We start from the raw sequence: 24401 nt of genomic DNA, 5'->3' as shown, positions 1-24401 counted from the left end.
GAAGAGGTGAGAGCATGTGGAGGAAGCCGGAAAGCAAGGACGAAGAGACGCAGGTGCTGATCAGCCGGGTTACCCGGAAAATGAACCGTAAGACGCTCCTGAATAAATTCGCGCAAAGAACGGCCGAGGCGCTCGCCAAAGTGTTGGTCCGTCCCAACGATGACGATATCCTCAAACACGCGTTTGCCGCGGGGCCCTGCAGACCTCCGCACGGACAATATTGCATGGGCTGCGGCGCAGATGCCTCCTGCCCGTCCGATTATATCATTTGTACACCCAAGACGGTAATCAATGATTGCAAGGGCTTATGTCCGTATCCTTCCGGGTGGTGGTATACAAGCGATCCGGTGGGACATCGGGCCAAGTGTCAGGATTGCATCTCGCAATACGTACATCCTTATGTCGGACGGGACTGGTGTTACCAGGGGGCCAGAGTCTATGGGCGGTATGTAATCTGTGCATGCCGATCAACGGAAATGTATTGATCGAAGAATGAGGCATGCATAGAATAATTGTTATGAAATGGGTGGGGACAATAGTTCAGGCAGCAGATTCAGCAGCTTTACCAGCGTATGTGCATCCCCGTAATTCCAACAATCGGCTTCCAGCATATGAACAAGGCCGTTTTGGACAGCTGGCAGGTTGTGCCAAATCGAGGATTCCATCAAGTTTTCCGCTGCTTGCTTGGATATGGGGTTGCCGGGAAGAAGCATAAAGATACGATCGCCGGCATATGCGGGCAGATCCTCAGCCGATATTTCCTTATAACCCATCCCGTCGCTCAAAACCGTACGGACAGGTTCCGTCGGCTGAAAACCATGGGTGTGGTACAGCCCCGTCGATAAGCCGGACATTCCCATAACGAAGAGACGGGACCCATGGTCAAAAACGAGGACGGTTGCCGTTTCGCCAGGCTTAATCGCTCGCTGAAGTTCCCTCCACATCTCTTCCGACTTGGCCCGGTACCATGCCAACCATTGCTCTGCCTCGCAGGTCCTTCCAAGCCAATCGCCAAGCGTGTGCAAGCGGTGGGCGAGAGGAGCGAATGAATTGAATGTGACGGTAGGCGCGATTCTTGAAAACCACCGATACTCTTTTTCATCGGCATGCGCCAATATAATCAAATCCGGTTTCCATTCCAAGGTTTTAATGGAATTCTTCTGATGGCTGATTTCAAAAACATACTGCCTATCGGACTTTGGGTTATGGGCTTTAAAGGTGTGTTTGCCCATCGGCTGCATCCCGATCGCAAGCAGATCGCCGAAAGTCTCGCCGTAATACAGAATCCGTCGGGGTACCAAGGGGATATCGACTTCATGTCCGGTCCAGTCTTTTACGCGCTTGCTGACGTCCATGTGGTCGGGCGTATTGCTTTGGCGACATCCCCGTGATCTGGCGGTAACGGCGACTGAAGTATTACTCATCCGTGTATCCCACAGCAAAGGTGTCAAACATAAGCGTTGGTGCAATCTTGGACAGCTGTTCGTAAGCCGTTTCGTCCGGATTCGCCACTATAATCAGATCAGGATTGAGGGCGAGCACCTTCTCCAAGCTGGTAGGAAAACCAATATCTTCGACATGTTGTATTTGATCTTCGAAGACCGACCCTTTCATCCGGTTCATATCGGTACCGACAGCTTTAACGTCCAATGCCAGCAAATCACTGAAGGTTTCCCCGGAAAATATGATGCGATTCGGCGATGCGGGTATCTCAACTGTGTGCCCTTTATAATCCGTATAGGAACGTTTGGCAGCTTCCGAGCCTGCATCGGATGGAGGTGATTCGTTAGAGCCGGTGGAAGGTTGAGTGGCCGTGGCAGCCGTTTGCTGCGTTACGGAATCGGTAGCACCGGTTCCATTGCAAGCCATCAGCGTGAGGCTCATCAACGTTAGGATGCTGATGGTTACGGGTAATTTTTTTGCAGGTTTCATGATTTCTCCTCCACAATGGTATTCAATTATTCGATAATGATAATCATTCTCGATAAGAACATCATAACGGATGCTGATTCCGGACTCAATGGACAAAAGAAAAGGTGCCCTTTCATTTTGTACAAGCCGTTTAACCCGGATAACGAATGTGACAAAATTCATTTCCATGGCTTCGAGTATCGTTCATACTTGGGTTCCGAAGACTTTGCACGTCGGGAGGGAGCATCTTGTCCAGAATAAGACGCGGGGATATGATTTTGTTCGCCATCATCCTGATCCTTGGATCCTTTACGGGGCTGCAATGGTGGAAGCATAGCCACGTGGAATATCAGCAGGGTCAGCTGCAGGCGCTGATCACGGTGAATGGCAAAGAATACGAAACCGTCCCGCTGAACGGGGACGAACGCATCATCGACATTAAGACCAAGTTTGGACACAATACATTGAAAGTTTATGACTACGGGATCCAGATGATATATTCGGATGCTCCGAAGCGAATCGCGCTGGACATGGGTTTTATCTCGGAACCTTATCAACAGATTATTTGCGTGCCGACCAGGGTCGTGGTAGAGGTGCTGGTACCTGAGCATGAACGGAACGAGTCCGAACTGGATGCCGTGGTGGGCTAGGCTCAGGGAGAGTAGTAAGCATCATAGGCTTAAATGAAAGAACCGGGTTTTGAACCGGTTCTTTTTGTTGTTTAGGACAGCTGGTAGAATGCAAGGATAGCGTAACTTTGTCGCAGAAAAGACAGTTATAATTAATGATGGGATCAAGTTGCGTAACCATGTGCTTCCAGAGCATAGGATCCGTAAATCTTAGGTCGACGGGATGCCCGGTCGCAGAGTAAAGGTGGGGAGTAAACATGGATATGGTCGCACTGATACTAGTTGTGGGCTTTTTGTTCGTTGTGGTATATTTGAGGGCAATTTGGAACGTGTTGCTGGACATTCGAAACGAGTTAAGAAGAGATGGCGACAGAGGGGCGTGATACTTTTGTTGAGCGAGAAAAATGACTACTCCCATGTATACTGGATCGGAGGCTCCCCCTGCTCGGGCAAGTCGACGATTGCCGAAAAATTGGCGAAGGATTACAGCTGCACCTATTATCAATGCGATCTATTCAACGAGAAGCATGTGACCAAATGCCATCCGTCGGAGCACCCCACCATGTCCCGATTGAAGGATATGTCCTGGAATGCATTGTGGTCGCGTCCGGTGGAGCAGCAGGTTGAGGAAGAATTGGAGTTTTACCGCGAGGAATTTGGCATGATTATGGATGATGTTTCGGCCCTGCCGAACACGAGCCCCACCATCGTTGAAGGTGCGGCTCTATTACCGGAGAAAGTCGAGCACCTGGTACCCAGCCCCCATCATGCGATATGGATCGTCCCGGTTCCGGCATTCCAGAAGGAGCATTATGCCAAACGGGAATGGATCCACGAAATTTTGGAATCATGCGATGATCCTGGCGCCGCGTTTCGAAACTGGATGGACCGGGATATCGGTTTTGCGAGATACGTGGCCAAGGATGCCATGGACCGCGGATTCAAGGTGATATTCGTGGATGGGAGCCGAAGTGTTCAGGAGAACTACGAAGAGGTCAGGCGTCATTTTATGCTATGAAAACAACAGGGAATCCAATGAAGAAAATTAAAATCGCATTGTTGGTTTTGCTGGTGCTTGTGCTCCTGTCTCCCTTTGTGTATGTTCAAGCCAACAAAATGATCTATGCCAAGAAGGTGAAGACCTACCTGCTTGAAGAAGAACATTATACGCAGGATGAAATCCAGTCGGTCCAAGGCATCTGGGGCGTTAAGCTGCCTCCTTTTTATGCCGTCGTGGTATTCAAAGACGAGCCTGAAGTAGAGTATATTTATTTTGCCCATGATACGATTATGCAGTTTGAATACCGATTGACTCCTGAGGGGGAAGCCCGCGGAATTACACGAACCATGCTAAAGCATGATATCCCAAGGGACTGATATGGTGTTGCAATTTTTAGTTTAAAGCTGTTCAGGGGGGAGCTTCGCATGTCCATAACGCTACAAACTTCACGTCTGCAGTTGAAAACCGTGGATCGGGAACGGGCAGCGGATGTGTTGGATTTTATCGTCAGGAACGATCAGTTTTGGAAGATTTGGGAGCCTGCCAGGGAAGCGGAGTTTTATACCCTGGAGAAACAGGCTGAGATTCTGGCAGCGGAAAGTCGAAGCATCGCTGACGGTTCCTTGCTTAAAGTGTGGCTGCATCAAAACGATGAAATGATCGGCTCGATTGCGATCAGCAATATCGTGCGGGGTGTTTTTCAATCGGCTCATGTCGGGTATAAGCTGGCGCAATCTCATACGGGAAAAGGGTATATGACCGAAGCCCTGAGCGCCGTGGTGAGCTATTGCTTTGATACGCTGGAGCTGCACCGTTTGGAAGCCAACATCATGCCGAGAAACAAAGCTTCGATGAACGTAGTGAAACGACTGGGCTTCTATGAGGAAGGGCTGGCGATCAAATACCTGAAGATAAACGGTGTATGGGAAGACCACCTTCACATGGTGCTCCGTAACGAACGTATGGAGTAAATCTTGTGGAAGAGAGTCTCTGCACTTATTCATCTCGTTTCATCATGACAATATCAAGACTGGGACTTGAGATTCCATGTACGAAGGGTCTGAGTTTTTGTGTTTTTGGAATTAACGAATGGTCGAGTACAGGAATTACCCAAAAATGATGACGGAGGTGTATGAAAAATGCCATGGCCCATGGTCCATTTTGCGATTGCCCAGCAGCTGGGTACGCCGGAACCGACACCGAGTTTGTTGCTTGGGAGCATCGCTCCCGATGCCGTCCATGTCAGGGGCAACATAACGAGAGAACAAAAAGGGATCACGCATCTGGTAAGTGAAGGTATGTTGCCGGATAGCAATCGAATCAGGGAGAATTATTTGTTTTATGTAGCACAGAAGCCGGGAAAAGAGTGGATTGAGTTTGTATACGGTTATTTTGCTCATATCTACACGGATTTAAGGTGGGTGCAGACGCTGTACGCTGATTATAAAAAAGAAAATAAAGCTGACAAAGAAAGCTTGAGATTTACCTATAACCAGGAGGTCAGCCAGCTTGAGTTCGAAATTATACGATCTCAGCAATGGGCAGGTTCCGTACTGAATAAACTTAAGGATTCGATCGGGCATGCACTGGACCCGTTTGTTGACAAGTCCGAGGTGGAGCAGTATCGAAAGTTTAAACTAGAATGGTTGTTGGAGGAAGGTAATGAGCCGAAGATTGAACTGATTTATTTTACTTTGGATAAAGTGGAGAGGTTCGTACAGAACACGGCTGCGGAGTTGAGCATATTATTGGCTCCGGAAGGGATCCATGTACAAGGAGGTTAGGCGTGTTACTGAAATACATACGACAAACGGGTTCGTGGATCTGCATCCTATGGATCGTGTTGGCATTATGCTCTTGTCAGAATGGAGGGGAGCGGGTAGAGCACATTGAGGCTTTTATCGTTGAAGAGATGATGATAACTGCAGATGGACTCAACATGCCTTCAGGTTATAAAAAAGTGAATTCGATAACCAATCATGAAGATAATCAAGGAGCCACGCTGTCGCGTATACGAGCGATTGAAGACTATTACGATAGCGAAGGGAAGTTTATAAAAACCAGGGTGTATGATCAGAGTCATAAACGATGGAAGAATATACCCAACGAGGATTCCAGCAGCCAAGAAAAGGAGCTTGAAACACCTCTAACCATCCACATACCCGACGATCATTCTTGGACACCCGTTCAGCTAACGGATCAACAAAAGGATGAAATAAAAGCCCATGTTATCAAACACACCCAAAAATGGTGAGTCTATTTGTAATTGACGATAGGAGGAGGACTCCTCATGTTTCATGTAGAGATTAGGCGGCCGAATCGGAATGATATGAAAGCGATGGAGCATTTTTTCCGGTTCGTGATTACCGATACGTTTGCCAAAGAAGGCTTGGCAGATTTATCGGAGGACATCGAGCAGGAGATTGACAGCAAGATTAGGTGCTTGAACGCGGATATTGCAACGAACGGAGAGCAGAGGTATTTTCTGATCGGACTTATAGACAACGGCGTTGTAAGCAGCATCGAGTTTGGCCCGTCCAATGCATTGATACGGAAAGGTTCCAATGGAGACCTGCATGACGTAGTTGAAATCGGAACCGTATTTGTGCATCCTGATTACCAGCAACAGGGAATCGGCAGTCTGATGCTTCATATCATGTATCTTACGCTCCTCAATAAGGGGATAACGGAATTTTGTTTGGATAGCGGATATACGCGTGCTCAGAAAATATGGAAGAAGAAACTAGGTGAACCCGATTACGTCCTTCAAGATCACTGGGGGAGCGGAGTCGACCATATGATATGGAGAAGAAGGATGACGGACGTTCCCATTGTGTTTAGTATCGCCGATAGATCCAAGGAATTAGCAGAATCGAGTGGCGTGCAGGAGACATGAAGAAGATCATTTAGGTTGAATAATAATACAAATGGATGTATATTAATTCCTATTATACGGTAGGAGTGGTATACGTGCGAAAGAGAATCGAAGAACTTGCCTTAAACGCTTGGCCGGCGCTTCAAACCTTGACACACCATGGGTGGCTGTTACGTTTTGCAGACGGTTATACGAAGAGATCCAACTCGATTAATGCCTTATACACGGATCCATCGACAGACCTTGACGCCCAAATTCATGAATGCGAGCGATTATATGTTAAGGCAGGGCTAGACGTCGTATTTAAAATCACCCCGTTCAATCCGCAGGAGCTGGACCGTATGTTGGATTCCAGAGGTTATTCCATACTCGATCCAACCAGTCTGAGGGTGTTAGATCATCTGGATCATCTGGAGCTTCCAACGCATAAGGAGGTTAAGATCGAAGAACGGCTGACGGATGAATGGCTGAGCGTGCTGACCGAGATAACTGGAATATCCGAGAAATATAAGGCTGTAAAAAGAAAGCTGTTTAACTATTCCGTGATTCAATACGGATTCTTCATCCTATATGATCGTGGTCAACCTGTGGCATGCGGAATCGGGGCAATAGAGCAAGGCGTCGTCGGCATATTTGATCTCGCTACAGCTCCGGCATGCCGAAATCGCGGGTTCGGAAAGCAGTTACTGTTGCATATTCTGCATTGGGCCAAGAAGAATGGAGCCGCAAGCAGTTATCTACAAGTGGTCCAGAACAATGTTGCTGCAAACCGTTTGTACGATCGTCTTCAGTACAGGGAGATCTATTCCTATTGGTATAGACATAAGCGTATCGAAGGATACAAGCAGCGTCCGTAGCGTATGTGCCGGTGAATCCACGCTTAACGGATCCAGGGGTTACCCAATCGAATGAACAGTTGTATAATCATGGAAGATGCCAGCCACAGAGGACCCGGACTTAGATGAAGCTGTCTAAGTTGGGTCTTTTACCGTAGAAGAGATGATCAGGGCATTTCGGGAAGCGGGACTGGATGTGGAGCACGATATGCAAGGCTTGATCGGAAGAGGCATGTACATTGCCCGAATAGCTTAGTAAGGAGGACCTCAAGATATGTATGCGCATAGGCCGCTGAGGGACGAGGATTTGCAAGCGATTTGCAGTTTTCCTCAAACGCCGGAAGAACTGTTTTACATGAGCCCGAGATCGGAATTCCCTTTGACGCCGGATCAAATCCTGAGTTTGCTTGAGAACCGCTTTGATCCCACGGTTATCGTTGAAGAATCCACCGGGCAGGTCGTCGCCTACGCGAATTTTTATGAAGATGCGGATGGATCGTTGTGGCTTGGCAATGTCATTGTTGCTCCGTCGCACCGTGGACTCGGTGCAGCGCAGAAGCTGTTGCGTACCATGATGGACATCGCCAAAGAAAAATACGATATGGAACGTTTTTATCTAAGCTGTCATAATACCAATTCCAGAGGGCTTGTTTTTTATCATAAGTTGGGGTTCGAGCCGTTCGATGTCCGCATCACAGCGTTAGATGACGATCGGAAAATGATTACTATTCAGATGAGGCTGGATTTGGTCTGAGCAAGTCGTGTTGTTCAGTCGGATTCTGAGGTGAAAGGGGAGCTTTGGGATGAACACCATACAAGCGGTGCTGTTTGATTTCGATGGTACTTTAGCAGATACGCTGCCGCTGTCGTTTAAAGCGTTCCGGGCGGTTTTCTTGAAATATGATGGCCAGCGGTTGACCGATGCCGAGATCGTTCAGACGTTTGGGCCAACGGAGGAAGAGATCATTGCCAATCATCTTTCAAATCCGGCCCATATTGATGAAGCCGTAGAATATTATTACGAAGTGTTTGAGCAGGATTTTCAAGAGCATGTGCAGGTATCGGAAGCCGTACAGGATCTAATTGTGAAGCTGTCGGATTTACGTATATCCATGGTTATTATCACGGGCAAGAGCAGAAGATGCCTGGATATATGTTTAAGAAATCTGAAGCTGGACGGGTATTTTGTAGCTACCATTACGGGAGATGAGGTCGAACGTTCCAAACCGGACCCGGAAGGGATATTCAAAGCCGTTCAGCTGTTGGGTCTGAGGACATCGGACGTGGTTTTTGTCGGGGACAGCGATGCCGACATTGCGGCTGGCAAATCAGCTCAGGTATTAACCATCGGGGCGCATTGGTTTGATACCGTTCAGAATGCACAATTTGCGGTGGAACCCGACTACATTTTTACACGGACCGATGAGTTGATAACATGGATCATGGCGAGGAATCATTGAGCGAATGAAGGCAGGGGTTATATTGAACAGCAAGACAACTATCGAATTCCAGGGTAAGCCCTTTACGATTGAATGTGAGGACATCTTCCTTCGGGAATATTTGTTGGAGGATCTGGATGCGATCTGCAAGATCTCGCACGAACCGGAGATCAGACATTTCCTGCCTGGCTGGGATGTATCAAGGGAACAGCGGCGAGAGTGGTTAACCGACTATGAAATGCCGGAGAATCGGCGGTTCCTGCAAGCCGTTCAAGACGGCGGGGATGTGGGGCAGCTGCGTCTGCGGTTAGCCATCGTCTTGAAAGAAACAGGGGAATGCATCGGCTGGTGCAATACCGGTCCTAAGGAGGAGCTGCCCCCGCCTAACCGAGAGATCATGTACGGAATCTCCAATCGGTATTACAATAAAGGATATGCCACCCAAGCCGTGCGGGCGTTAATCCGTTATTTGTTCCGGAATACAAGGGAGCGAGAACTCAACGCAAATCGCCGTTGTTCATAATCATGCTTCCAATAAAGTAATCCAAAAGTGCGGGTTTGCCTATATCGGCGAGATCGAACTTGAGCAGGAGCAGTATCATCACTATAAATTATGCGATGAAAATTAGGGAGGCCCAATGAAACAGCTTGCCCTTGGAGCGGGAATCTTCATTGTGACGGAATTACTTTTGATCACGCTCTTAGGCGTGGACGAATGGGCAATGATGGTGTTCTCAGCAGGTGTAATCATTACGATATTATTGTTAATCTTCATGCGTCTGACGGAGTTGGTGAAGAGTAACAGAGACCGTCTAGATCATCAACAAAGGCAGAGGATCCAGGAATTGAACCGACAATCCAGATTAACTTCGACACCCGACAATGGTTCGATGAATCCGGATGAATAAAATGTTATGCTGGGTAGCGAAAGGTAATGGTTGAAGTTAAGCAGCAAGAGAGGAGGCCCAGCCTTGCGATATAACGTTATTTTATTTGATGCGGACGATACGCTATACGACTATGCCCAATCGGAGGCGTTTGCGTTAGCCGGCGTATTTGGCGAGATCCATCAGGAGTGCACGAATGCGATCGTAGACAGTTACAGGCGCATAAACCAGCAGTTGTGGAACGATTTCGAGCAGGGGATCGTGACGCAGGGCGAATTGCGTACGGCCCGGTTCGAAAGACTCCTGGCAGAACATAGTATCGATTGCGCTTTGGACGCTGAAGCTTTTAGCAATATCTACATAAAGTATTTAGGACAGGGCTCCTTTCTGATGGAAGGGGCAGAGAAGCTGTGCAGTCAACTGTCCGAGCGCGGTCAACGCATGGCCATCATCACGAACGGAATCAAGGAAGTGCAGTTTAATCGTATCAGCCGCTCGGCGCTGTGCGATTCCTTTGAATGTATCGTAGTTTCGGAGGATGCAGGATCCCAAAAGCCGCACGAAGGAATATTCGATTACGCCTTCGATAAGTTAAACCACCCCGACAAAAGCGAGGTGCTCATTGTTGGCGATTCGTTAACCTCCGATATACAAGGAGGCATCCGTTACGGGATTGATACCTGCTGGTATAACCCGCAGCGAAAGGCCAATCCGACGTCCATTCACCCCAAGTATGAAATACATACTTTGGAGGAGCTCCACGACATCATTTTTTCCGAATGACCGTGCTTTGGCCAGATCGATGAAGTGGGGAGTACGCGGTGCGGTTTCGTCGAGGTATTCAATCCCGATGTCCTCCGCGGACATCAATCCGGAGTGCTGGGAACGGTGCTCGATCTCATTTGGGGTTAACTAACAGAACATTCAGCAAAGGAGCATGAACATGATACAGGCTTTTATTTTTGACATGGACGGGGTCATTATTGACAGCGAACCGCTGCACTTTGAAGTGGATATCCAGGTGATGAACTACTACGGATCATCGATAACCCATGAACAGTTGGAGAAGTATGTAGGCATGACCAATCCGGAGATGTGGGCAGCCATTAAACATGAGCATCAGCTTGCGCAATCCGTATCGGAGATTATCGAATACCAATTGTCCAATAAAATCGAGATGCTCACCTCACGGGAAATGGAGCCGATTGACGGCATCCGGGAGCTTCTGGCTGAACTTAAAGCACGACGTATCCCTGCCGCGATTGCATCATCCTCGCCTCCCGTATTTATTACGGCCGTCCTGCGCAAGTTTGATCTCCTGGATCAATTCGAATGCGTTGTAAGCGGTGAAGAAGTGGAAAAAGGAAAACCGGCGCCGGATGTGTACCTTAAGGCTGCCGAATTGTTAGGCGTGGAGCCCGAGCACTGCATGGTGCTGGAGGATGCACGGCATGGGGTTGCTGCAGCGAAGGCGGCCGGCATGACATGCATCGGCTTCGTGAACCCGAATTCGGGAAATCAGGATTTGTCGCAAGCCGATCATGTCGTGGATTCCATCGGGGACGTTCTGAGGATTTGCCAATTTGAATAGGATTTAGTCTTGGATCCTGGCAGTTTGGCCGCATATTGCGGCTGAGCTGTTTTTTTGTTTTTGGTTCAAACGGTTATAAACCCAACTTATTGATCATAAAACTCGTTTATACTATATCTACTCTATTATATCTACTATTAGTATCTAGACCTAAGTCTAGGTTCATTATCGTCTGAAGACGGAAGGCATCCTCCTCCATTCGTGATATCCTTGCATTAACATGATACGGGAGAGGAATGTGAACCGATGATTTCAAATTCGAATGTAACCAACGATATCGCACGATACACGGCCTGCCCAAGGGTCAGCCAAGCAGAGGAGATTAGGCCTGATGGATTTTTTACGTAATTTAGGCGATATCGGATTATTCATTCATGCCATGATCGACGCGATCATTTTTCCGATTCCGGCACTGTTCTCGCAGTTGTCCTTAAGTGCCTTGAGTCCGGACCGTGCGATCTGGCTCGCCACGATCGGGTTTGTCGGGTGCTTGATCGGAACGCCCATCGGATATGGAATCGGCAAGGCTTCAGGTCATTTGGTGTTGACCAAGATCATGAAGAAAAAATGGTATGATTCCGCCACCGCTTTGTTCACTAAGCATGGCGAAGCCGCTATCCTGGTCGGTGCGTTTACGCCGATTCCCTTTAAAATTTTCACCATTCTATCCGGCTGCATGAACTATCCTTTATGGAAGCTTATCAGCTATGCAGCGCTCGGACGCGCCGTGAAGTTCTACACGGTGGGTGTGCTGTTCTACGTATATGGCCGTGCTGCCGAGAATATGGTGGACAGCGTGCTTACGAGTATTTTGTTATCCGTAGGTGCTCTGATCGGGGGCATATGGCTGACGGTGCGGCTTATCAAGAAGCGCAGGAATAAACGTTCGGAGGTCCCCGTCGTCCAGGGGCCAAAAGATTCAATTGACGTAACGGCAGGTGAAGAATGAATGATAAAGCGACTGCAAAGTTTTGATCACCGGGTATTCGTCTGGTGCAACCAGACGATCAGCAACCGAGCCTTTGACCGGTTGTTCGGCGGCATCACCCATCTCGGCGGAGCCACCTTCACCATTCTGAGCGCATTGCTTATCGCCTGGGCAGCATTCGAAGCTTGGGATATAACGGCATACCAGAGTGCCATTGCGTTAACCGTTAGCCATCTGATCGTGGTCCTCATCAAGAGAATCGTCAGAAGAGATCGTCCCTTCCGGGTTTTGGAACAGGTAAAGATCGGAAATTTCCCGCTGAAGGATTACTCCTTCCCTTCCGGTCATACGACGGCGATTTTTGCAGTCATTACCCCGCTGCTGTTTCTGGTTTCGCCGCTGCCGACGATACTGCTGATCATTCTGGCTGCGCTGGTCGGTCTGTCCCGTATCTATTGGGGATATCATTACCCGACCGATTGTCTGGCGGGAAGCCTGATCGGATTCGGGTCGGGATGGCTGGTCGTTTACCTGATGCATGTCTTGGGAAACACATAACGTTAGATAAGGAGTAATATCAATGAGATCCATAAATGAGCAAAAAATCATCATATTAACCGGAAGTCTGGGAGAGGGTCATAACCAGGCATCAAAGGCCATTGTGGAATCAGCAAAAAGAAAATACCCTCATCTGCGCGTTAAAGTCATTGATTACATGGAGCTAACCCATCCGCGGCTGCATGTGGCCGGACAGTTTTTCTTTGTGCAGTGGATGAAGCATTTTCCATCCGTTTACGGTTATTTGTTCCAAAAAACGCGCGAGGAAAACACGCTCATTCAGATGCTGAAACGCTTCAGTACCTTCAGTCTTCAAAAACTGAGCGCGATGCTGGAAACCGAAAAGCCGGCTATCGTAGTCAGTACGTTTCCGCCGGCAGCGGCAGGCATGTCACTATTGAAAGCGATGGGTTACACGGACGTGCCCACGGCCACCGTCATGACGGATCATACGGATCACAGTTATTGGATCCATTCGCATACGGATTATTACATGGTCGGTTCCGATGTGGTTCAGGTTGCATTGGAGCGCAAAGGCGTGCCGAGCGAAAAAATCTCCGTGACCGGAATTCCCGTCAACCCGCTCTACAGTCAACCGGTGGATGAGGAACGGCTGCGCGATTATTATGGCTTGAAACCATCCGAGCAGGTCGTGCTGATCATGGGCGGCGGAGAAGGGATGATCGATAAAGAAATTATCGAGCTCTTGAAATCCAGGGCATACCCGCAGGATGTTCGGTTTATGGTCGTGTGCGGACGCAATATGAAGTTATATCAATCACTGCTGGAAGAGTTTGCGGAGCATCCGCAAATCACCGTCATGGGTTATGTGGATCGTATGCATGAATTAATGGCGATGGCCGACTTGATGGTGACGAAGCCGGGAGGTCTCACGATTTCCGAAGCATTAACGATGGAACGTCCCATGCTGTTGGTTAAACCCTTGCCGGGCCAAGAGCAGGATAATGCGGACTACCTGGTTGGCATTGGCGTGGCACGTCAAGCTATGGCGGGAGAACTGCAGCATCAATTCATGGCGCTAATGACGGATCCGTCCCTGCTGCAAGAGATGAAGCGAAAAGCGGCCATTAACACGCACAAAGATTCGGCTCTATCGGTTCTGACCCGATTGATTGAGATTCAACGGCGTTACCGCCCTTCGCGAGAATGGGCCGAAGAAAAGAACCCGGTGCCCTACGAGGTGCTGAACAGGGAAGTTTATGTGAATGAAGCCCTGCACCACTACCATGACAGTTATCGGTAAGACGAAGGAGTTTTCCCCATGAATTTGTTTGAATTGGTTGAGCGGTTGTTTGAACAATATGGTTATCTGGTGTTATTGATTGGGCTCCCTCTTGATTTTATTGCTCTTCCAATTCCTCCAGGAAACACTACCCTGACTTATACCGGGTTCCTGACCTATAAGGGGGTCATCGACATGGTTCCGGCCATGGGATCTGCTTTTATAGGAGCGGCCATGGGACTGACCATTACCTATATCCTCGGCCACCGGTTAGGGATGCCGCTGATTGAACGCTATGGAAAATGGCTGTTCATCAAGCCGTCCCTTGTGGAGAAGACACAGGCGTATTACAGCAAATATGGGAACAAGTTGCTCATTGTCTGTTTTTTCATTCCCGGAGTCAGGCAGTTTATCGGGTATTTCATCGGCATGATTCGGGTTCCCTATCGGACGGTTTGGATCTATGGATACACGGGAGTGGCTGCATGGGTATTGGCCTTCTTCAGCATAGGTTTTATATTCGGGGAGCAGTGGCAGTACATTCTGAATGTGGTGGAGCATTATTTAAAAGTCATCTTTCTCTGTCTGGCAGGTTCGTTTCTCGTTCTGCTGGTATGGAGCCGCGTGAAACGCGAGAGGGCTAAGAAACTGACCAACGTGACAAGGAATGAATAGTTTAGATACATGACCCAGCGAAGGATCATTGGTTTGCTCGGGTTTATATAAGATAGGGACGAGCTGTGTCGTGATTTGTGATACGATCTACAATAAGTCAACAGCAGCACATACATAATGTATACGAATGATGAGAGGAGGGAGGGGCTGACATGAGCAAAATCATACCGTTGTTTAGGGTGTTCGACGAAACGAAGGCAAGGGAATTCTACATGCAGTATCTTGGTTTCACCTTGGACTGGGAGCACCGGTTTGACGATTCGGCGCCGCTTTACATGCAAATCTCCAAAGGTTCGTTATTGATCCATTTAACGGAGCATTACGGCGACTGCTCCCCTGGAGCAGCCATTCGCGTGGAGATCGCAGGAATTGAAGCTTTTCACGAACAGCTGTCAGGCCAGAACTATCCGTATCAGAGACCCGGAATCGAGATCGCCCCATGGAACAGCAAAGAGGTACGTGTAACGGATCCGTTCGGCAATCGAATCACTTTCTACGAGGAGATGGAACCCGAGTGATGAAGCTAAACGAGATACGATGGGAACAAGCAAGGCAGTATATGCTGCAGCGGGCCAGAAACCTTGAACGGGCCTTGTTCCGATATGAATTCGAGAACGGGTCGTTTACGGATGTGCTGATTGAGCTCTCCAGCTACCAGAACGAGGATGGCGGATTCGGTCATGGTCTTGAGCCTGACCTTCGCTGCAAGGAGTCATCCGCCCTGGCGACGACCAGAGCGCTGGAGATTCTTCGGTTACATCCGAATCATCCCGGGCGGAACGAACGGGTTATTTCCGCGTTACAGTATCTCGAGCATACGTATGTGCCTGAACGCTCAGGCTGGGACATTATCCCCAAAGAAGCGGAGCAGTCACCTAGAGCGATTTGGTGGCAATACGGCGCTTTTAAGGACCATTGGGGCAATCCCAATGCAGACATCATCGCTTATTTTATCGATGAACGGGAGCTGTATCCTCTGGAATCGCTGGATTTCTTGGTTCGTTATGCTCTGGACTACCTGAATCGAACCAGCGATTTAAAAGAAATGCATGAACTGTTTTGTTACTTGCGCTTGAATGAGCGATTGCCAAAGGAACAGGCATCCGAGATCAGGGAGGCTTTGGAGGCTTTCATGGACAACTGCATTAGCCTGGACCCCGGCAGCCGGGAGGGATACGGGGCAACACCGCTGAGCATAATGGACACGCCGAACTCTCCTTATTTTCCAAAATATCGAGCGCTTCTTCCGGCGGAGCTGGACTTGCTTATAGAGATCCAGGGCGAAGATGGTGCCTGGGAGCCGAATTGGAGCTGGTTCCAATTCGAAGAGGTATGGCCGTCGGCCAAGGAAGAATGGAAGGGCGTTATGACGCTGAATGCGCTTCGGACGCTGCGTAATTTTGACCGGATTGAGGGGATATGATGGCAAGATCCTGAGGATGAAACAGATATGGCTCGGTTCGCCGTAAAGCGAACCGAGCCATTGTTGTTTGAAGAAGGGAAGATATGCCCGTGAATCAAGATGAATCCCTGCAAGGGTAAGCAAATGAGTAAAGCCTGCTTAAGCCTTCTTCGATCTCTTCCGTCGAAAGGTTTCCATATCCCAGTACGATCCCTGTTGAACTCGGAGGACGCGATGGCGAGATTCTGTAATTAGAGGCAGGCTCGACGCGAAACCCGTGTGAGACCGTATCGTTCCATGGGAGGAGAGCGTAAGCTTGAGGACCGAATATCACCTGAAGATGCATCCCCGCATCATCGCCGACAATGGAAATATCCTGCCCGAACAAGTGATGGAGCCGCTCCGTTAATACATTGCGGCGTTTCTTGTACACTTTTTTCATCTTATGGATATGCCGTTCCAGATGGCCGTCCAGAATGAAATGGCTTAGCGCTTGTTGAATGACGGCTGGGGTATGTATATTCAGTCTATCTTTCATCTCGGTTATGGAATCGGTTAGATCCGGCGGCGCGATCATGAATCCGATCCGGAGGCTCGGCGTTAAGGTTTTGCTGAATGTTCCCACGTAAATGACTCTCGAAGGCGAGAGCGTCTGCAGAGGAGGCACCGGGATTCCTCGAAGCCGGAATTCGCTGTCATAATCATCTTCGATCACGAAGGAGTCGGCTTCCTCCAGCATCCGGATGACCTGATGTCTGCGCTGGATGGATAATACGCTGCCGGAAGGAAACTGATGTGACGGCGTTAATAATACCAGATGACCTGGAGCGAAACTCGTCACGGCGTCGATGCGCATGCCGCTGTGATCCACCTCAACCGGCACAAGTCGATAGTTCATCATCTGAAAAATATCGCGGGTAATATCGATCGTGGGGTCTTCGATATAGATGGAATGAAACCTGGAAGCTAACGATTTGGCAAGGAGGAGCAGCCCTTCGGAAGCGCCTGACACGATCACGATTTGATCGGATGAGCATTGAATGCCCTTGGACCGGAATACATAGTCGCAAATGGCAGAGCGCAGCATCTTATCACCTTTGATGTGACCGTAATCCTGGTTTGCATTAACGGAGTCCTCAGCTGCTTGTTTCAAGTACTTGGCCCAGATGTGCCTTGGAAACATCTTCTGATCGGGAATGCCGGCGGCAAAATCGATCATGTGCGAATGTTCAGTCGATGTATCTTTATGGATCGGCTGCTCGCCGACAGATGGCTCGTTTCGTGGACGGGGAGAGGGGATAATCCCGCCCGCTACATAGGTGCCTGATCCTACGCGCCCTTCCAAATATCCCTCGGCCGTCAGCTGCTCATATACCTCGATGACTACATTGCGCGCAATGCCCCACTCTTTGGCCAGAACCCGGGTCGGAAGCAGCCGTGTTCCCGCTGCCAGCTGTCCCGATTCGATCAGCCTTCGCAGCTGCTGGCATACTTGATGGATTGCGGATCGTTTCGATTCACGGTCGATATAAATGCCGTACACCGTATCCCTCCTTTAATTGGTTCCTCCAAATTCATCATCATTGGATCTCATCACAAACCATTTTCCTAATTATAATGAAGGCGAACCAATTCGAAAAGGGAGGAACAATCATGGATAGAACGTTAGGCAGATCGCAAATCCCGGTAAGCCCGCTCGGCTTAGGCTGCTGGGCAATGGGCGGGAATTTTACATTGGACGGCTTGTCCGACGGATGGGGTGAGGTGGATGAACGTGAATCCGTTGCAGGGATTCATGCCGCCCTGGACAGGGGCGTTAACTTTTTTGATACGGCAGACGTATATGGTACCGGGCATAGCGAACGGGTGCTTGGCCGCGCATTAAAAGGAAAGCGGCACGAAGCCGTGATAGCCACCAAATTCGGATATACCTATGATGAAACAACGAAGGAAGTTTTTACGCGTTATAATGTTACGCCGGATTATATCCGCTATGCTTGTGAGCGGTCTCTTCAGCGACTCGATACGGATTATATCGATCTCTATCAGATTCATGTAGGCGGATTACGACTGGATGAGGTGGAAACGGTGATTGATGCCTTAAACGGTCTTCGTCAAGAAGGGCTGATCCGTACATATGGCTGGAGTACCTGGGATACGGCCAATGCCGAGTTATTTGCGGAGCGATCCGAAGCGGCAGCCATTCAGCACGTGCTGAATGTTCTCAGTGACGATAAGGAGATGCTTGCCCTTTGCGAACGTCATGGTTTGGCGAGCATCAATAATACGCCTTTGGCAATGGGGCTGTTAAGCGGGAAATTTAATAAGGACACCCGATTCAGTGATCAAGATGTGCGGGGAAGCGGTCACGATTGGGTCGCCTATTTCAAGGAGGGGAAAGCCGTACCGTCGTTCCTCGCTAAACTTGAAGCGGTGCGGGAGATTTTAACGAGTGAAGACCGTACTTTAGTGCAAGGAGCGTTAGCATGGATTTGGGGAAGAAGCCGCGCGGCGATTCCGATACCGGGTTTTAAAACGAAAAAGCAAGCGGAAGAATTAATAGGAGCCGTTGCTTCTGGACCTTTAACGGCTGGACAGATGAACGAAATCGAAGGAATACTGGGCTCCATGTAGTCACATTCCAGTTATGTAGCAGGAGAGAAGCCCTTGGCAGATGCCGAGGGCCTTTTCGACGGGAAATAAGCAGCATCCATCAGGAGTGCAGACACTATTATTTTTCGGCGGAGATGCTAAAATCATGACATGGAATGATCTCAAACATAATGGAAGGGAGAGAGGGAACATGGATTTGAGGTATCCGATAGGACAGTTTGACTGGGGAGGCAGCACGTCGCCAGAGCACAGGAAGGTTTGGATCCAAGAGATTAAGGGAATGCCGGAGAAGCTGAGGGCAGCGGTCCAGGGGTTAAGCCACGAACAACTGGATACGGCTTATCGCGAGGGCGGCTGGACGATCCGCCAGGTTGTTCACCATCTTGCGGACAGTCATATGAACAGCTATATCCGGTTTAAACTTGCGTTGACGGAAGAGAACCCGACGATTAAACCGTATGACGAACAGAAATGGGCTGCCCTGCACGATTCATTGACACAAGACACCGACGCTTCGCTTGCATTGATCGACGGATTACATGCCAGATGGGTCGCATTATTGGAGAATATGAAGGATGGGGACTATCTGAGAACGTTCTACCATCCCGAGAACCAGCGAACAACGAGTTTGGAATACGCCGCAGGCATGTATGCATGGCATGGGAATCACCACATTGCCCACATCACGTCTGCTAGAGAACGATTTGGGTTTTAGTCGAGATCACATCGAACTCCGTCAAACGACGGAGTTCTTTGTGTGCGGTCATGTCGTGATTTCTAACTTGATTGTCGCAATTTTACACTGTGAATCAGGCGGTACGTGTGATAGATTAATGGCATGATGTCTTAATATTAGATACTGAGGTGACTAGAATGATCAGAATCGGAAAAATTAGTTATTGGCATGTGCACGCATGGGATTATACGAAACAAGCGCAGGAGCATCCCGATGCTCAGATCGTAGCGGTATGGGATGAGAATCCGGAGCGTGGAAGAGAAGCCGCCGAGAAGCAAGGGGTACGTTTTCATGCATCGCTGGATGACATGCTGCAAAGCGACGATATTGATGCCGTGATCGTGGATGCTCCGACATCCATGCACAGAGAAGTCATGTTGAAGGCCGCAGCGGCAGGCAAACATATTTTCACGGAAAAAGTAATTGCTGCAACCCTTCAGGAGGTCAATGATATCATGAAAGCCGTGAAGGAGAATCAGGTCAAATTCACGGTATCGCTACCGCGGCTGAATGACGGTTATACGCTGGCGATCCGTGAGGTATTGGAGCAGGGATTGCTGGGAACCGTGACGCTCGTTCGCGTTCGCTTGTCCCACAATGGCGCAACCGCCGGTTGGCTGCCTGAGCATTTCTACAGCCTGGAGGAGTGCCGCGGGGGTGCCCTGATCGATCTGGGCTGCCATCCGATGTATTTGACGCGCCTGTTCCTTGGCGAGGAAGCCATTGACGTCCAAGCGAATTTCGGATACATAACGGGCAAAGAGGTGGAAGACAACGCCGTTGCCACGCTCTCTACGGCAGCGGGTGCCGTCGGCGTCGTGGAAGCCGGATTTGTTAACAACTTCTCTCCGTTCACGATCGAGATTCATGGCACGGATGGAACCATCCTGTACGGTACGCCGGATAGCAAGCTTCTGATTCGTTCAACGAAAAAAGAAGAGTACAAGGATGCTTGGGTTGAGCTGCCGGTGCCGGCGAACCGCGCAAGTGCTTTTGAACAATGGATTTCTCATATTCAAGAAGATACCGTTGCCGAAGAAAATATCGCATATGCGGTTGAATTGACCAAATTGATGGAGGCAGCCAATCGTTCGGCCAAGGAGCATCGTGCTGTAAGATTGGATGAACTTCAAGCATAAGATACAGGGATGATGCACCGGGATGAATAACCATTTTCCATACGAAATGATGAAAGAGCGGCAGGATGCCTTGGAGCGGCTTGATCTTAGGGTCTATTGGGGACGTTACGAGATCCGGGTCCTTCGGTTTCATCTCACCACCTTCCCGCCCGGGAAGATTGTCTCCTTCCATAAGCATGCGGAGTATGAATTTCATTTCATACCCCGCGGCAAGGGGACCGTTATTATGGAGGATGAGCCGTATGCACTGCGGGAAGGGATGTTCTATTTAACGGGTCCGAACGTGCTTCATTATCAGGAAGCGGATACAGCGGAACCGATGGACGAATTATGCCTGCACGTCGACATCATTGCCCGCGATGAGATTACCGAGCATGAGAGCCCGGCACTGCCTGTTTCGGATCCTTGGGAAATGGCGGAAGCCGATGACTGCATGGAGAAGCTGAGAGAATTGCCGAGGAAGCCGACGATGGACATCCATCGCGCGATGCCTTATTTTCTTGAGGCTTATCAGGCTTCGCAGGAGAAATATTCGGGTCTGTACACAACGATTAAGCAATGCCTTATTCAGATCTTGCTGCGCGCTGTGCGCGCATATGAATCCGAGCCATCGGAAGCGGAGCTGCCTTCGCGCGATATGAAGGCTTACCGTTATCAATTGGCGCTGGAATATATCCATGCGAATTCTTCGGGAGAGGTTGTGCTGGATGACGTCGCAGAGAAGCTGCATATCAGCTCAAGGCAGCTGCAGCGAATATTCAAGGAGCAAGCGGAAGGTCAGTCCTTCAGCGAGATCCTGGAGCATGTCCGCCTGGAAGCCGTGTGCAGGAAGCTGATCGATACCAATTGGTCGATTGACAAAATCGCCATTCACGAAGGCTTCTCCAGCGGCAGTTATCTTCATACCGTTTTCCGAAAGAGATACGGATATACGCCAACAACATACCGAGCCATGAATGTGAAATTGTAGGGGGAGTATCAGCCATGGGCAAAACCATTCGAATTGGAATTATTGGAAGCGGCGGCATTGCGGGGGAGCATGCAAAGTACTATAAACAAATTGACGATGTGCAAATTGTTGCCGTAGCTGATATTTTACCCGGCAGAGCCGATCAGTTTATTGAGCGCTGGGGATTGCAGGGAGCCATCGGATTCGATGACCACCGCAGATTGTTGGATCTTGACCTGGACGGCGTAAGCATCTGTACGCCGAACGTCGCTCATTACCGAACGACGATCGATGCGCTGTCGGCGGGCAAACACGTGATGCTCGAAAAACCGATGTCGGTCACTTTGGATGAAGCGATCGAGATGGTGCAAATTTCGAAGAAGACCGGGAATATGCTGAATGTAGGCTTTCAGCCGCGATATGACCCGAACATGGGCATCATTAAGAATTTGATCCAGAACGGCGAGCTTGGAAAAGTGTACTATGTGGAAACCGGGGGCGGCCGCCGACGGGGAATGCCAGGCGGCACGTTTGTTCGCCAGGAGATTGCAGGGGCAGGCGCTATGGCGGACATCGGATGCTATTCCCTGGACATGGCGCTGAACGCTCTCGGATATCCCAAGCCATTAACGGTATCCGCTTATACGTCGAATTATTTCGGGACGAATCCCAAATACCATGCGGAAGCCGGAGCGTTCAACGTAGAGGATTTCGGGGTAGCTATCATTCGGTTCGAAGGCGACCTTGTGCTTAACTTTAAAACATCCTGGGCAATGCATATGGATACGCTCGGGGCAACGATGTTCCTCGGGACGGATGCGGGCATGAAGATTACGCCTGCAGGCTCAGGACCTTGGAGCGGTGTATGGGACGGGAAGGTAGGATCGATTTCCTTGTTCCACGATATCCAAGGCCATCATACCGAAAGCGCAATTCCGCTGATCAGCCACGAGCTGAATGTATTCCAGGAGAAAATCAAGGATTTCGTTAGCGCTGTGCGCGAAGGCAAGCCCGCTCCGATTCCGGGTGAGCAGGTGCTTCGCAATCAAGCGATACTGGACGGTATTCTGCGATCCTCCCAAAGCAAAAAAGAAGTGGAAATCCATATTCCGGATATGGATTAAGATGATGAAAGCCGTGCAAACAGCGCGGCTTTTTAGTTGCAATTTTAATTATTTAATTCGTGAATATAGTATTGCAAATGCTTCCATTTTTTAGATGGATATGATAGTATGAATGCGAACAATTGTTCTTCGAGAGAGATGAATTGGTATCCATACATAACATATCCGGTATAAAGGATGGTGCAGACCTGATGGCTGATCGATATGCTGAAATCGATGAAGTAATCGCTTATATTCACAAGAATATTTACGAGCCTCTCCCGTTATCAACGCTTGCGGATTACATAGGGTACAGTCCATATCACTTCTCGCGTATATTCAAGGATCGAATCGGGCTGCCTCCGTTATATTATGTTTCATCGCTTCGACTGGAGAAGGCAAAGGACTTGCTGTTACATACGCATCTAAGCATACGGGATATCGCCATGGAGATCGGCCAGCAGAGTCTCGGGACGTTTACGACGCGCTTCACGGAGAGGGTGGGGGTGACCCCTTCGCAATTCCGGAACTCGAAGGAGGAGGCCGACGAGCATCTGTTAGCCCTGCAAAAGCTGAACAGCTGGCGCGAGTCCATGCCGGTAGATAATCCCGATTTGATGGTTGAAGGCACGATCGAGGCCGCGGCTCCCTTTCAGGGCGTAATCTTGATCGGGCTGTTTGCCAAGCCGATCCCCGAAGGGTTTCCCCTATACGGTACTTTGCTTTCATCCGTCGGCTCCTTTCGTTTCACCGACGTCAGACCCGGCACTTATTATTTGATGGCTACTTCGGTCCCATGGGGCATGCAGGCGGTCGATTTCCTGCTTCCTCAGTCCACTACGCTGCGTACCCGTTCCAAGGAGCCCGTTATCGTAAAGCCGTACGCCAGGACGCCGCATCTTCATGTTACGCTCCATGTTCCCCGACTGGATGATCCGCCCATTCTGATTTCCCTGCCGATATTAATGAATCATTTCCTTAAGAGGGTTGCTCCCATGCTGAGATGAGTCATGATGGAGAGAAGCGGTTTGGTTCGTATATTGGATACGCTTTTGGCATTAAGGGCTTCCAAACACTACGGCAGCTCTTCATTGCATTTCGTTGACATTTGAGTTCTGATTCATGATACTTGAAAGAGGGCGAACGGCTTCGATTGTAAGTTTGTATGAACGAAAGATTTGAGGTGGCATCTGTGATTGTTGTAAGCTCATGTTTAGCCGGTATGAAAGTTCGCTATAACGCGACTGACAGCATGGATACGAATATTCAGCTGCTTGTTGAAGCGAAGAAAGCCGTAACCGTGTGTCCCGAACTGCTGGGTGGATTCACTATCCCTCGAGAACCTGCGGAGATCGTTGGAGGGAACGGGGATGATGTACTGGCGGGAAATGCCAGAGTGGTGGAGCTATCTGGCAGAGACGTGACCGAGATGTATATCCAAGGTGCATACGAGGCTCTTCGAATGGCACAAGAGCTTGGAGCCTTGCTGATCGTCCTGAAAGAGGGAAGTCCTTCCTGTGGAAGTGCCATGATTTATAACGGAGAATTTGACAATGTGAAACAGGACGGTTATGGCGTGACTACGGCTCTTCTGCGCCGGGAAGGCTATACGGTTATATCTGAGCACGAGCTAAGCGTTTATGCGGCACAGCCGGAATACGCAACTCTCTTTGCCGAGAGATAATTTTGTTCATCGGTTTTGAGGGTTTTTGTCCTGCTCAATAATTATGATAGAATTATCATATCGACTGCTTATGGCGTAGTGATTCTTTATATTGGAGGGAAATATGGAACTCATAAATCAAACTGAAGTACAGCAAATGATCGATAAATTGAAGGATCAGGATTTATATATCCATCTTGAGATGACGACCGGCGCCTATGCTG

31 protein-coding genes and 1 pseudogene are annotated in these 24401 nt (G+C 49.3%); 29 read left to right on the top strand and 3 right to left on the bottom strand.

Annotation, left to right across the window (positions count from 1 at the left end):
• The first annotated feature begins 14 nt into the window (after positions 1-14).
• Complete coding sequence (locus HMPREF9412_RS29635) at positions 15-485, top strand: hypothetical protein (protein WP_009595586.1); 471 nt, start codon at positions 15-17, stop codon at positions 483-485.
• A 30-nt stretch (positions 486-515) separates the two neighbouring features.
• Here HMPREF9412_RS29635 and HMPREF9412_RS29630 read toward each other — a convergent pair whose 3' ends face one another.
• Both HMPREF9412_RS29630 and HMPREF9412_RS29625 read right to left on the bottom strand, forming a co-directional pair.
• On the bottom strand, positions 516-1424 hold the full coding sequence (locus HMPREF9412_RS29630) for an ABC transporter substrate-binding protein (RefSeq protein WP_083830019.1): 909 nt from the start codon (positions 1422-1424) through the stop codon (positions 516-518).
• A complete protein-coding gene (locus tag HMPREF9412_RS29625) occupies positions 1417-1932 on the bottom strand; it encodes a hypothetical protein (RefSeq protein WP_139084127.1) in 516 nt (171 codons plus the stop codon). Before HMPREF9412_RS29625 ends, HMPREF9412_RS29630 begins: the two co-directional genes overlap by 8 nt.
• A gap of 227 nt (positions 1933-2159) precedes the next feature.
• On the opposite strand from HMPREF9412_RS29625, the gene HMPREF9412_RS29620 reads away from it, so the two are divergent.
• The 20 genes and pseudogenes from HMPREF9412_RS29620 to HMPREF9412_RS29525 all read left to right on the top strand — a co-directional run bounded on the left by HMPREF9412_RS29620 (position 2160) and on the right by HMPREF9412_RS29525 (position 15995).
• A complete protein-coding gene (locus HMPREF9412_RS29620; RefSeq protein WP_009595604.1) occupies positions 2160-2561 on the top strand; it encodes a NusG domain II-containing protein in 402 nt (133 codons plus the stop codon).
• A 370-nt stretch (positions 2562-2931) separates the two neighbouring features.
• Complete coding sequence (locus tag HMPREF9412_RS29615; RefSeq protein WP_254664134.1) at positions 2932-3558, top strand: hypothetical protein; 627 nt, start codon at positions 2932-2934, stop codon at positions 3556-3558.
• A gap of 17 nt (positions 3559-3575) precedes the next feature.
• Positions 3576-3917, top strand: coding sequence for a DUF3139 domain-containing protein (locus HMPREF9412_RS29610; protein WP_036674081.1), 342 nt, complete (start codon positions 3576-3578; stop codon positions 3915-3917).
• Positions 3918-3965: 48 nt separating this feature from the next.
• The gene (locus HMPREF9412_RS29605; protein WP_009595634.1) at positions 3966-4511 is read left to right on the top strand and encodes a GNAT family N-acetyltransferase; all 546 of its coding nucleotides are present in this window, start codon (positions 3966-3968) and stop codon (positions 4509-4511) included.
• A 168-nt stretch (positions 4512-4679) separates the two neighbouring features.
• Positions 4680-5324: a hypothetical protein gene (locus HMPREF9412_RS29600; protein WP_009595606.1), complete on the top strand. Its 645-nt coding sequence runs from the start codon at positions 4680-4682 to the stop codon at positions 5322-5324.
• A 2-nt stretch (positions 5325-5326) separates the two neighbouring features.
• Positions 5327-5794: a hypothetical protein gene (locus tag HMPREF9412_RS29595; RefSeq protein WP_009595638.1), complete on the top strand. Its 468-nt coding sequence runs from the start codon at positions 5327-5329 to the stop codon at positions 5792-5794.
• A gap of 36 nt (positions 5795-5830) precedes the next feature.
• A complete protein-coding gene (locus tag HMPREF9412_RS29590; protein ID WP_009595603.1) occupies positions 5831-6436 on the top strand; it encodes a GNAT family N-acetyltransferase in 606 nt (201 codons plus the stop codon).
• Between the two features lie 74 nt (positions 6437-6510).
• Positions 6511-7272 carry a GNAT family N-acetyltransferase gene (locus HMPREF9412_RS29585; protein WP_009595621.1) on the top strand — a complete coding sequence of 254 codons (762 nt, stop codon included), beginning with the start codon at positions 6511-6513 and terminating at the stop codon, positions 7270-7272.
• Positions 7273-7525: 253 nt separating this feature from the next.
• Entirely contained in the window at positions 7526-8005 is a 480-nt protein-coding gene (locus HMPREF9412_RS29580; RefSeq protein ID WP_009595572.1) for a GNAT family N-acetyltransferase, read from the top strand.
• Between the two features lie 49 nt (positions 8006-8054).
• Positions 8055-8711 (top strand): HAD family hydrolase, encoded by a 657-nt coding sequence (locus tag HMPREF9412_RS29575; protein WP_009595623.1) that lies wholly within the window; start codon positions 8055-8057, stop codon positions 8709-8711.
• Between the two features lie 4 nt (positions 8712-8715).
• Positions 8716-9319 (top strand): annotated as a pseudogene (locus HMPREF9412_RS29570) (GNAT family N-acetyltransferase).
• 9 nt (positions 9320-9328) lie between these two features.
• Positions 9329-9598 carry a hypothetical protein gene (locus HMPREF9412_RS29565; RefSeq protein ID WP_009595628.1) on the top strand — a complete coding sequence of 90 codons (270 nt, stop codon included), beginning with the start codon at positions 9329-9331 and terminating at the stop codon, positions 9596-9598.
• Positions 9599-9661: 63 nt separating this feature from the next.
• Positions 9662-10360: a YjjG family noncanonical pyrimidine nucleotidase gene (locus HMPREF9412_RS29560; RefSeq protein WP_009595631.1), complete on the top strand. Its 699-nt coding sequence runs from the start codon at positions 9662-9664 to the stop codon at positions 10358-10360.
• 160 nt (positions 10361-10520) lie between these two features.
• On the top strand, positions 10521-11168 hold the full coding sequence (locus tag HMPREF9412_RS29555) for an HAD family hydrolase (RefSeq protein WP_009595588.1): 648 nt from the start codon (positions 10521-10523) through the stop codon (positions 11166-11168).
• Between the two features lie 331 nt (positions 11169-11499).
• Positions 11500-12117, top strand: coding sequence for a YqaA family protein (locus HMPREF9412_RS29550; protein WP_009595614.1), 618 nt, complete (start codon positions 11500-11502; stop codon positions 12115-12117).
• On the top strand, positions 12118-12654 hold the full coding sequence (locus HMPREF9412_RS29545; protein ID WP_009595570.1) for a phosphatase PAP2 family protein: 537 nt from the start codon (positions 12118-12120) through the stop codon (positions 12652-12654).
• A gap of 22 nt (positions 12655-12676) precedes the next feature.
• On the top strand, positions 12677-13918 hold the full coding sequence (locus HMPREF9412_RS29540; RefSeq protein ID WP_009595567.1) for an MGDG synthase family glycosyltransferase: 1242 nt from the start codon (positions 12677-12679) through the stop codon (positions 13916-13918).
• 18 nt (positions 13919-13936) lie between these two features.
• Positions 13937-14572: a DedA family protein gene (locus HMPREF9412_RS29535; protein ID WP_009595599.1), complete on the top strand. Its 636-nt coding sequence runs from the start codon at positions 13937-13939 to the stop codon at positions 14570-14572.
• 152 nt (positions 14573-14724) lie between these two features.
• Positions 14725-15090, top strand: a complete 366-nt coding sequence (locus tag HMPREF9412_RS29530; protein ID WP_009595619.1) for a glyoxalase superfamily protein — start codon at positions 14725-14727, stop codon at positions 15088-15090.
• Positions 15090-15995, top strand: coding sequence for a hypothetical protein (locus tag HMPREF9412_RS29525; protein ID WP_036674063.1), 906 nt, complete (start codon positions 15090-15092; stop codon positions 15993-15995). The genes HMPREF9412_RS29530 and HMPREF9412_RS29525 overlap by 1 nt, the downstream gene beginning before the upstream one ends.
• A gap of 94 nt (positions 15996-16089) precedes the next feature.
• Here HMPREF9412_RS29525 and pdxR read toward each other — a convergent pair whose 3' ends face one another.
• On the bottom strand, positions 16090-17517 hold the full coding sequence (pdxR, locus tag HMPREF9412_RS29520) for a MocR-like pyridoxine biosynthesis transcription factor PdxR (RefSeq protein WP_009595636.1): 1428 nt from the start codon (positions 17515-17517) through the stop codon (positions 16090-16092).
• 110 nt (positions 17518-17627) lie between these two features.
• Here pdxR and HMPREF9412_RS29515 point away from each other — a divergent pair, with 110 nt between their 5' ends.
• The 8 genes from HMPREF9412_RS29515 to HMPREF9412_RS32350 form a co-directional block, all read left to right on the top strand.
• On the top strand, positions 17628-18608 hold the full coding sequence (locus HMPREF9412_RS29515; protein WP_009595632.1) for an aldo/keto reductase: 981 nt from the start codon (positions 17628-17630) through the stop codon (positions 18606-18608).
• Between the two features lie 169 nt (positions 18609-18777).
• A complete protein-coding gene (locus HMPREF9412_RS29510; RefSeq protein ID WP_036674077.1) occupies positions 18778-19302 on the top strand; it encodes a YfiT family bacillithiol transferase in 525 nt (174 codons plus the stop codon).
• Positions 19303-19460: 158 nt separating this feature from the next.
• Positions 19461-20462, top strand: coding sequence for a Gfo/Idh/MocA family protein (locus tag HMPREF9412_RS29505; protein WP_009595593.1), 1002 nt, complete (start codon positions 19461-19463; stop codon positions 20460-20462).
• Positions 20463-20484: 22 nt separating this feature from the next.
• On the top strand, positions 20485-21432 hold the full coding sequence (locus tag HMPREF9412_RS29500; RefSeq protein ID WP_009595580.1) for an AraC family transcriptional regulator: 948 nt from the start codon (positions 20485-20487) through the stop codon (positions 21430-21432).
• A 14-nt stretch (positions 21433-21446) separates the two neighbouring features.
• On the top strand, positions 21447-22535 hold the full coding sequence (locus HMPREF9412_RS29495) for a Gfo/Idh/MocA family protein (protein WP_009595639.1): 1089 nt from the start codon (positions 21447-21449) through the stop codon (positions 22533-22535).
• 191 nt (positions 22536-22726) lie between these two features.
• A complete protein-coding gene (locus HMPREF9412_RS29490) occupies positions 22727-23521 on the top strand; it encodes a helix-turn-helix transcriptional regulator (RefSeq protein WP_009595615.1) in 795 nt (264 codons plus the stop codon).
• A 185-nt stretch (positions 23522-23706) separates the two neighbouring features.
• Positions 23707-24198, top strand: coding sequence for a DUF523 domain-containing protein (locus HMPREF9412_RS29485; protein WP_009595617.1), 492 nt, complete (start codon positions 23707-23709; stop codon positions 24196-24198).
• A gap of 103 nt (positions 24199-24301) precedes the next feature.
• Positions 24302-24401: DUF1806 family protein (locus HMPREF9412_RS32350; RefSeq protein ID WP_009595627.1), on the top strand; the 100-nt coding region annotated here is incomplete at its 3' end.

This window comes from Paenibacillus sp. HGF5 (assembly GCF_000204455.1).
GTDB lineage: Bacteria > Bacillota > Bacilli > Paenibacillales > Paenibacillaceae > Paenibacillus_AQ > Paenibacillus_AQ lautus_A.
This window is presented reverse-complemented; position numbering and strand designations above follow the sequence as displayed.

Coding starts and splice junctions, on each gene's coding strand:
- HMPREF9412_RS29635 (WP_009595586.1), top strand. CDS start 15: ATGTGGAGGAAGCCGGAAAGCAAGGACGAAGAGACGCAGGTGCTGATC.
- HMPREF9412_RS29630 (WP_083830019.1), bottom strand. CDS start 1,424: ATGAGTAATACTTCAGTCGCCGTTACCGCCAGATCACGGGGATGTCGC.
- HMPREF9412_RS29625 (WP_139084127.1), bottom strand. CDS start 1,932: ATGAAACCTGCAAAAAAATTACCCGTAACCATCAGCATCCTAACGTTG.
- HMPREF9412_RS29610 (WP_036674081.1), top strand. CDS start 3,576: ATGAAGAAAATTAAAATCGCATTGTTGGTTTTGCTGGTGCTTGTGCTC.
- HMPREF9412_RS29605 (WP_009595634.1), top strand. CDS start 3,966: ATGTCCATAACGCTACAAACTTCACGTCTGCAGTTGAAAACCGTGGAT.
- HMPREF9412_RS29600 (WP_009595606.1), top strand. CDS start 4,680: ATGCCATGGCCCATGGTCCATTTTGCGATTGCCCAGCAGCTGGGTACG.
- HMPREF9412_RS29590 (WP_009595603.1), top strand. CDS start 5,831: ATGTTTCATGTAGAGATTAGGCGGCCGAATCGGAATGATATGAAAGCG.
- HMPREF9412_RS29580 (WP_009595572.1), top strand. CDS start 7,526: ATGTATGCGCATAGGCCGCTGAGGGACGAGGATTTGCAAGCGATTTGC.
- HMPREF9412_RS29575 (WP_009595623.1), top strand. CDS start 8,055: ATGAACACCATACAAGCGGTGCTGTTTGATTTCGATGGTACTTTAGCA.
- HMPREF9412_RS29565 (WP_009595628.1), top strand. CDS start 9,329: ATGAAACAGCTTGCCCTTGGAGCGGGAATCTTCATTGTGACGGAATTA.
- HMPREF9412_RS29555 (WP_009595588.1), top strand. CDS start 10,521: ATGATACAGGCTTTTATTTTTGACATGGACGGGGTCATTATTGACAGC.
- HMPREF9412_RS29550 (WP_009595614.1), top strand. CDS start 11,500: ATGGATTTTTTACGTAATTTAGGCGATATCGGATTATTCATTCATGCC.
- HMPREF9412_RS29545 (WP_009595570.1), top strand. CDS start 12,118: ATGATAAAGCGACTGCAAAGTTTTGATCACCGGGTATTCGTCTGGTGC.
- HMPREF9412_RS29540 (WP_009595567.1), top strand. CDS start 12,677: ATGAGATCCATAAATGAGCAAAAAATCATCATATTAACCGGAAGTCTG.
- HMPREF9412_RS29535 (WP_009595599.1), top strand. CDS start 13,937: ATGAATTTGTTTGAATTGGTTGAGCGGTTGTTTGAACAATATGGTTAT.
- HMPREF9412_RS29530 (WP_009595619.1), top strand. CDS start 14,725: ATGAGCAAAATCATACCGTTGTTTAGGGTGTTCGACGAAACGAAGGCA.
- HMPREF9412_RS29525 (WP_036674063.1), top strand. CDS start 15,090: ATGAAGCTAAACGAGATACGATGGGAACAAGCAAGGCAGTATATGCTG.
- HMPREF9412_RS29515 (WP_009595632.1), top strand. CDS start 17,628: ATGGATAGAACGTTAGGCAGATCGCAAATCCCGGTAAGCCCGCTCGGC.
- HMPREF9412_RS29510 (WP_036674077.1), top strand. CDS start 18,778: ATGGATTTGAGGTATCCGATAGGACAGTTTGACTGGGGAGGCAGCACG.
- HMPREF9412_RS29505 (WP_009595593.1), top strand. CDS start 19,461: ATGATCAGAATCGGAAAAATTAGTTATTGGCATGTGCACGCATGGGAT.
- HMPREF9412_RS29500 (WP_009595580.1), top strand. CDS start 20,485: ATGAATAACCATTTTCCATACGAAATGATGAAAGAGCGGCAGGATGCC.
- HMPREF9412_RS29495 (WP_009595639.1), top strand. CDS start 21,447: ATGGGCAAAACCATTCGAATTGGAATTATTGGAAGCGGCGGCATTGCG.
- HMPREF9412_RS29490 (WP_009595615.1), top strand. CDS start 22,727: ATGGCTGATCGATATGCTGAAATCGATGAAGTAATCGCTTATATTCAC.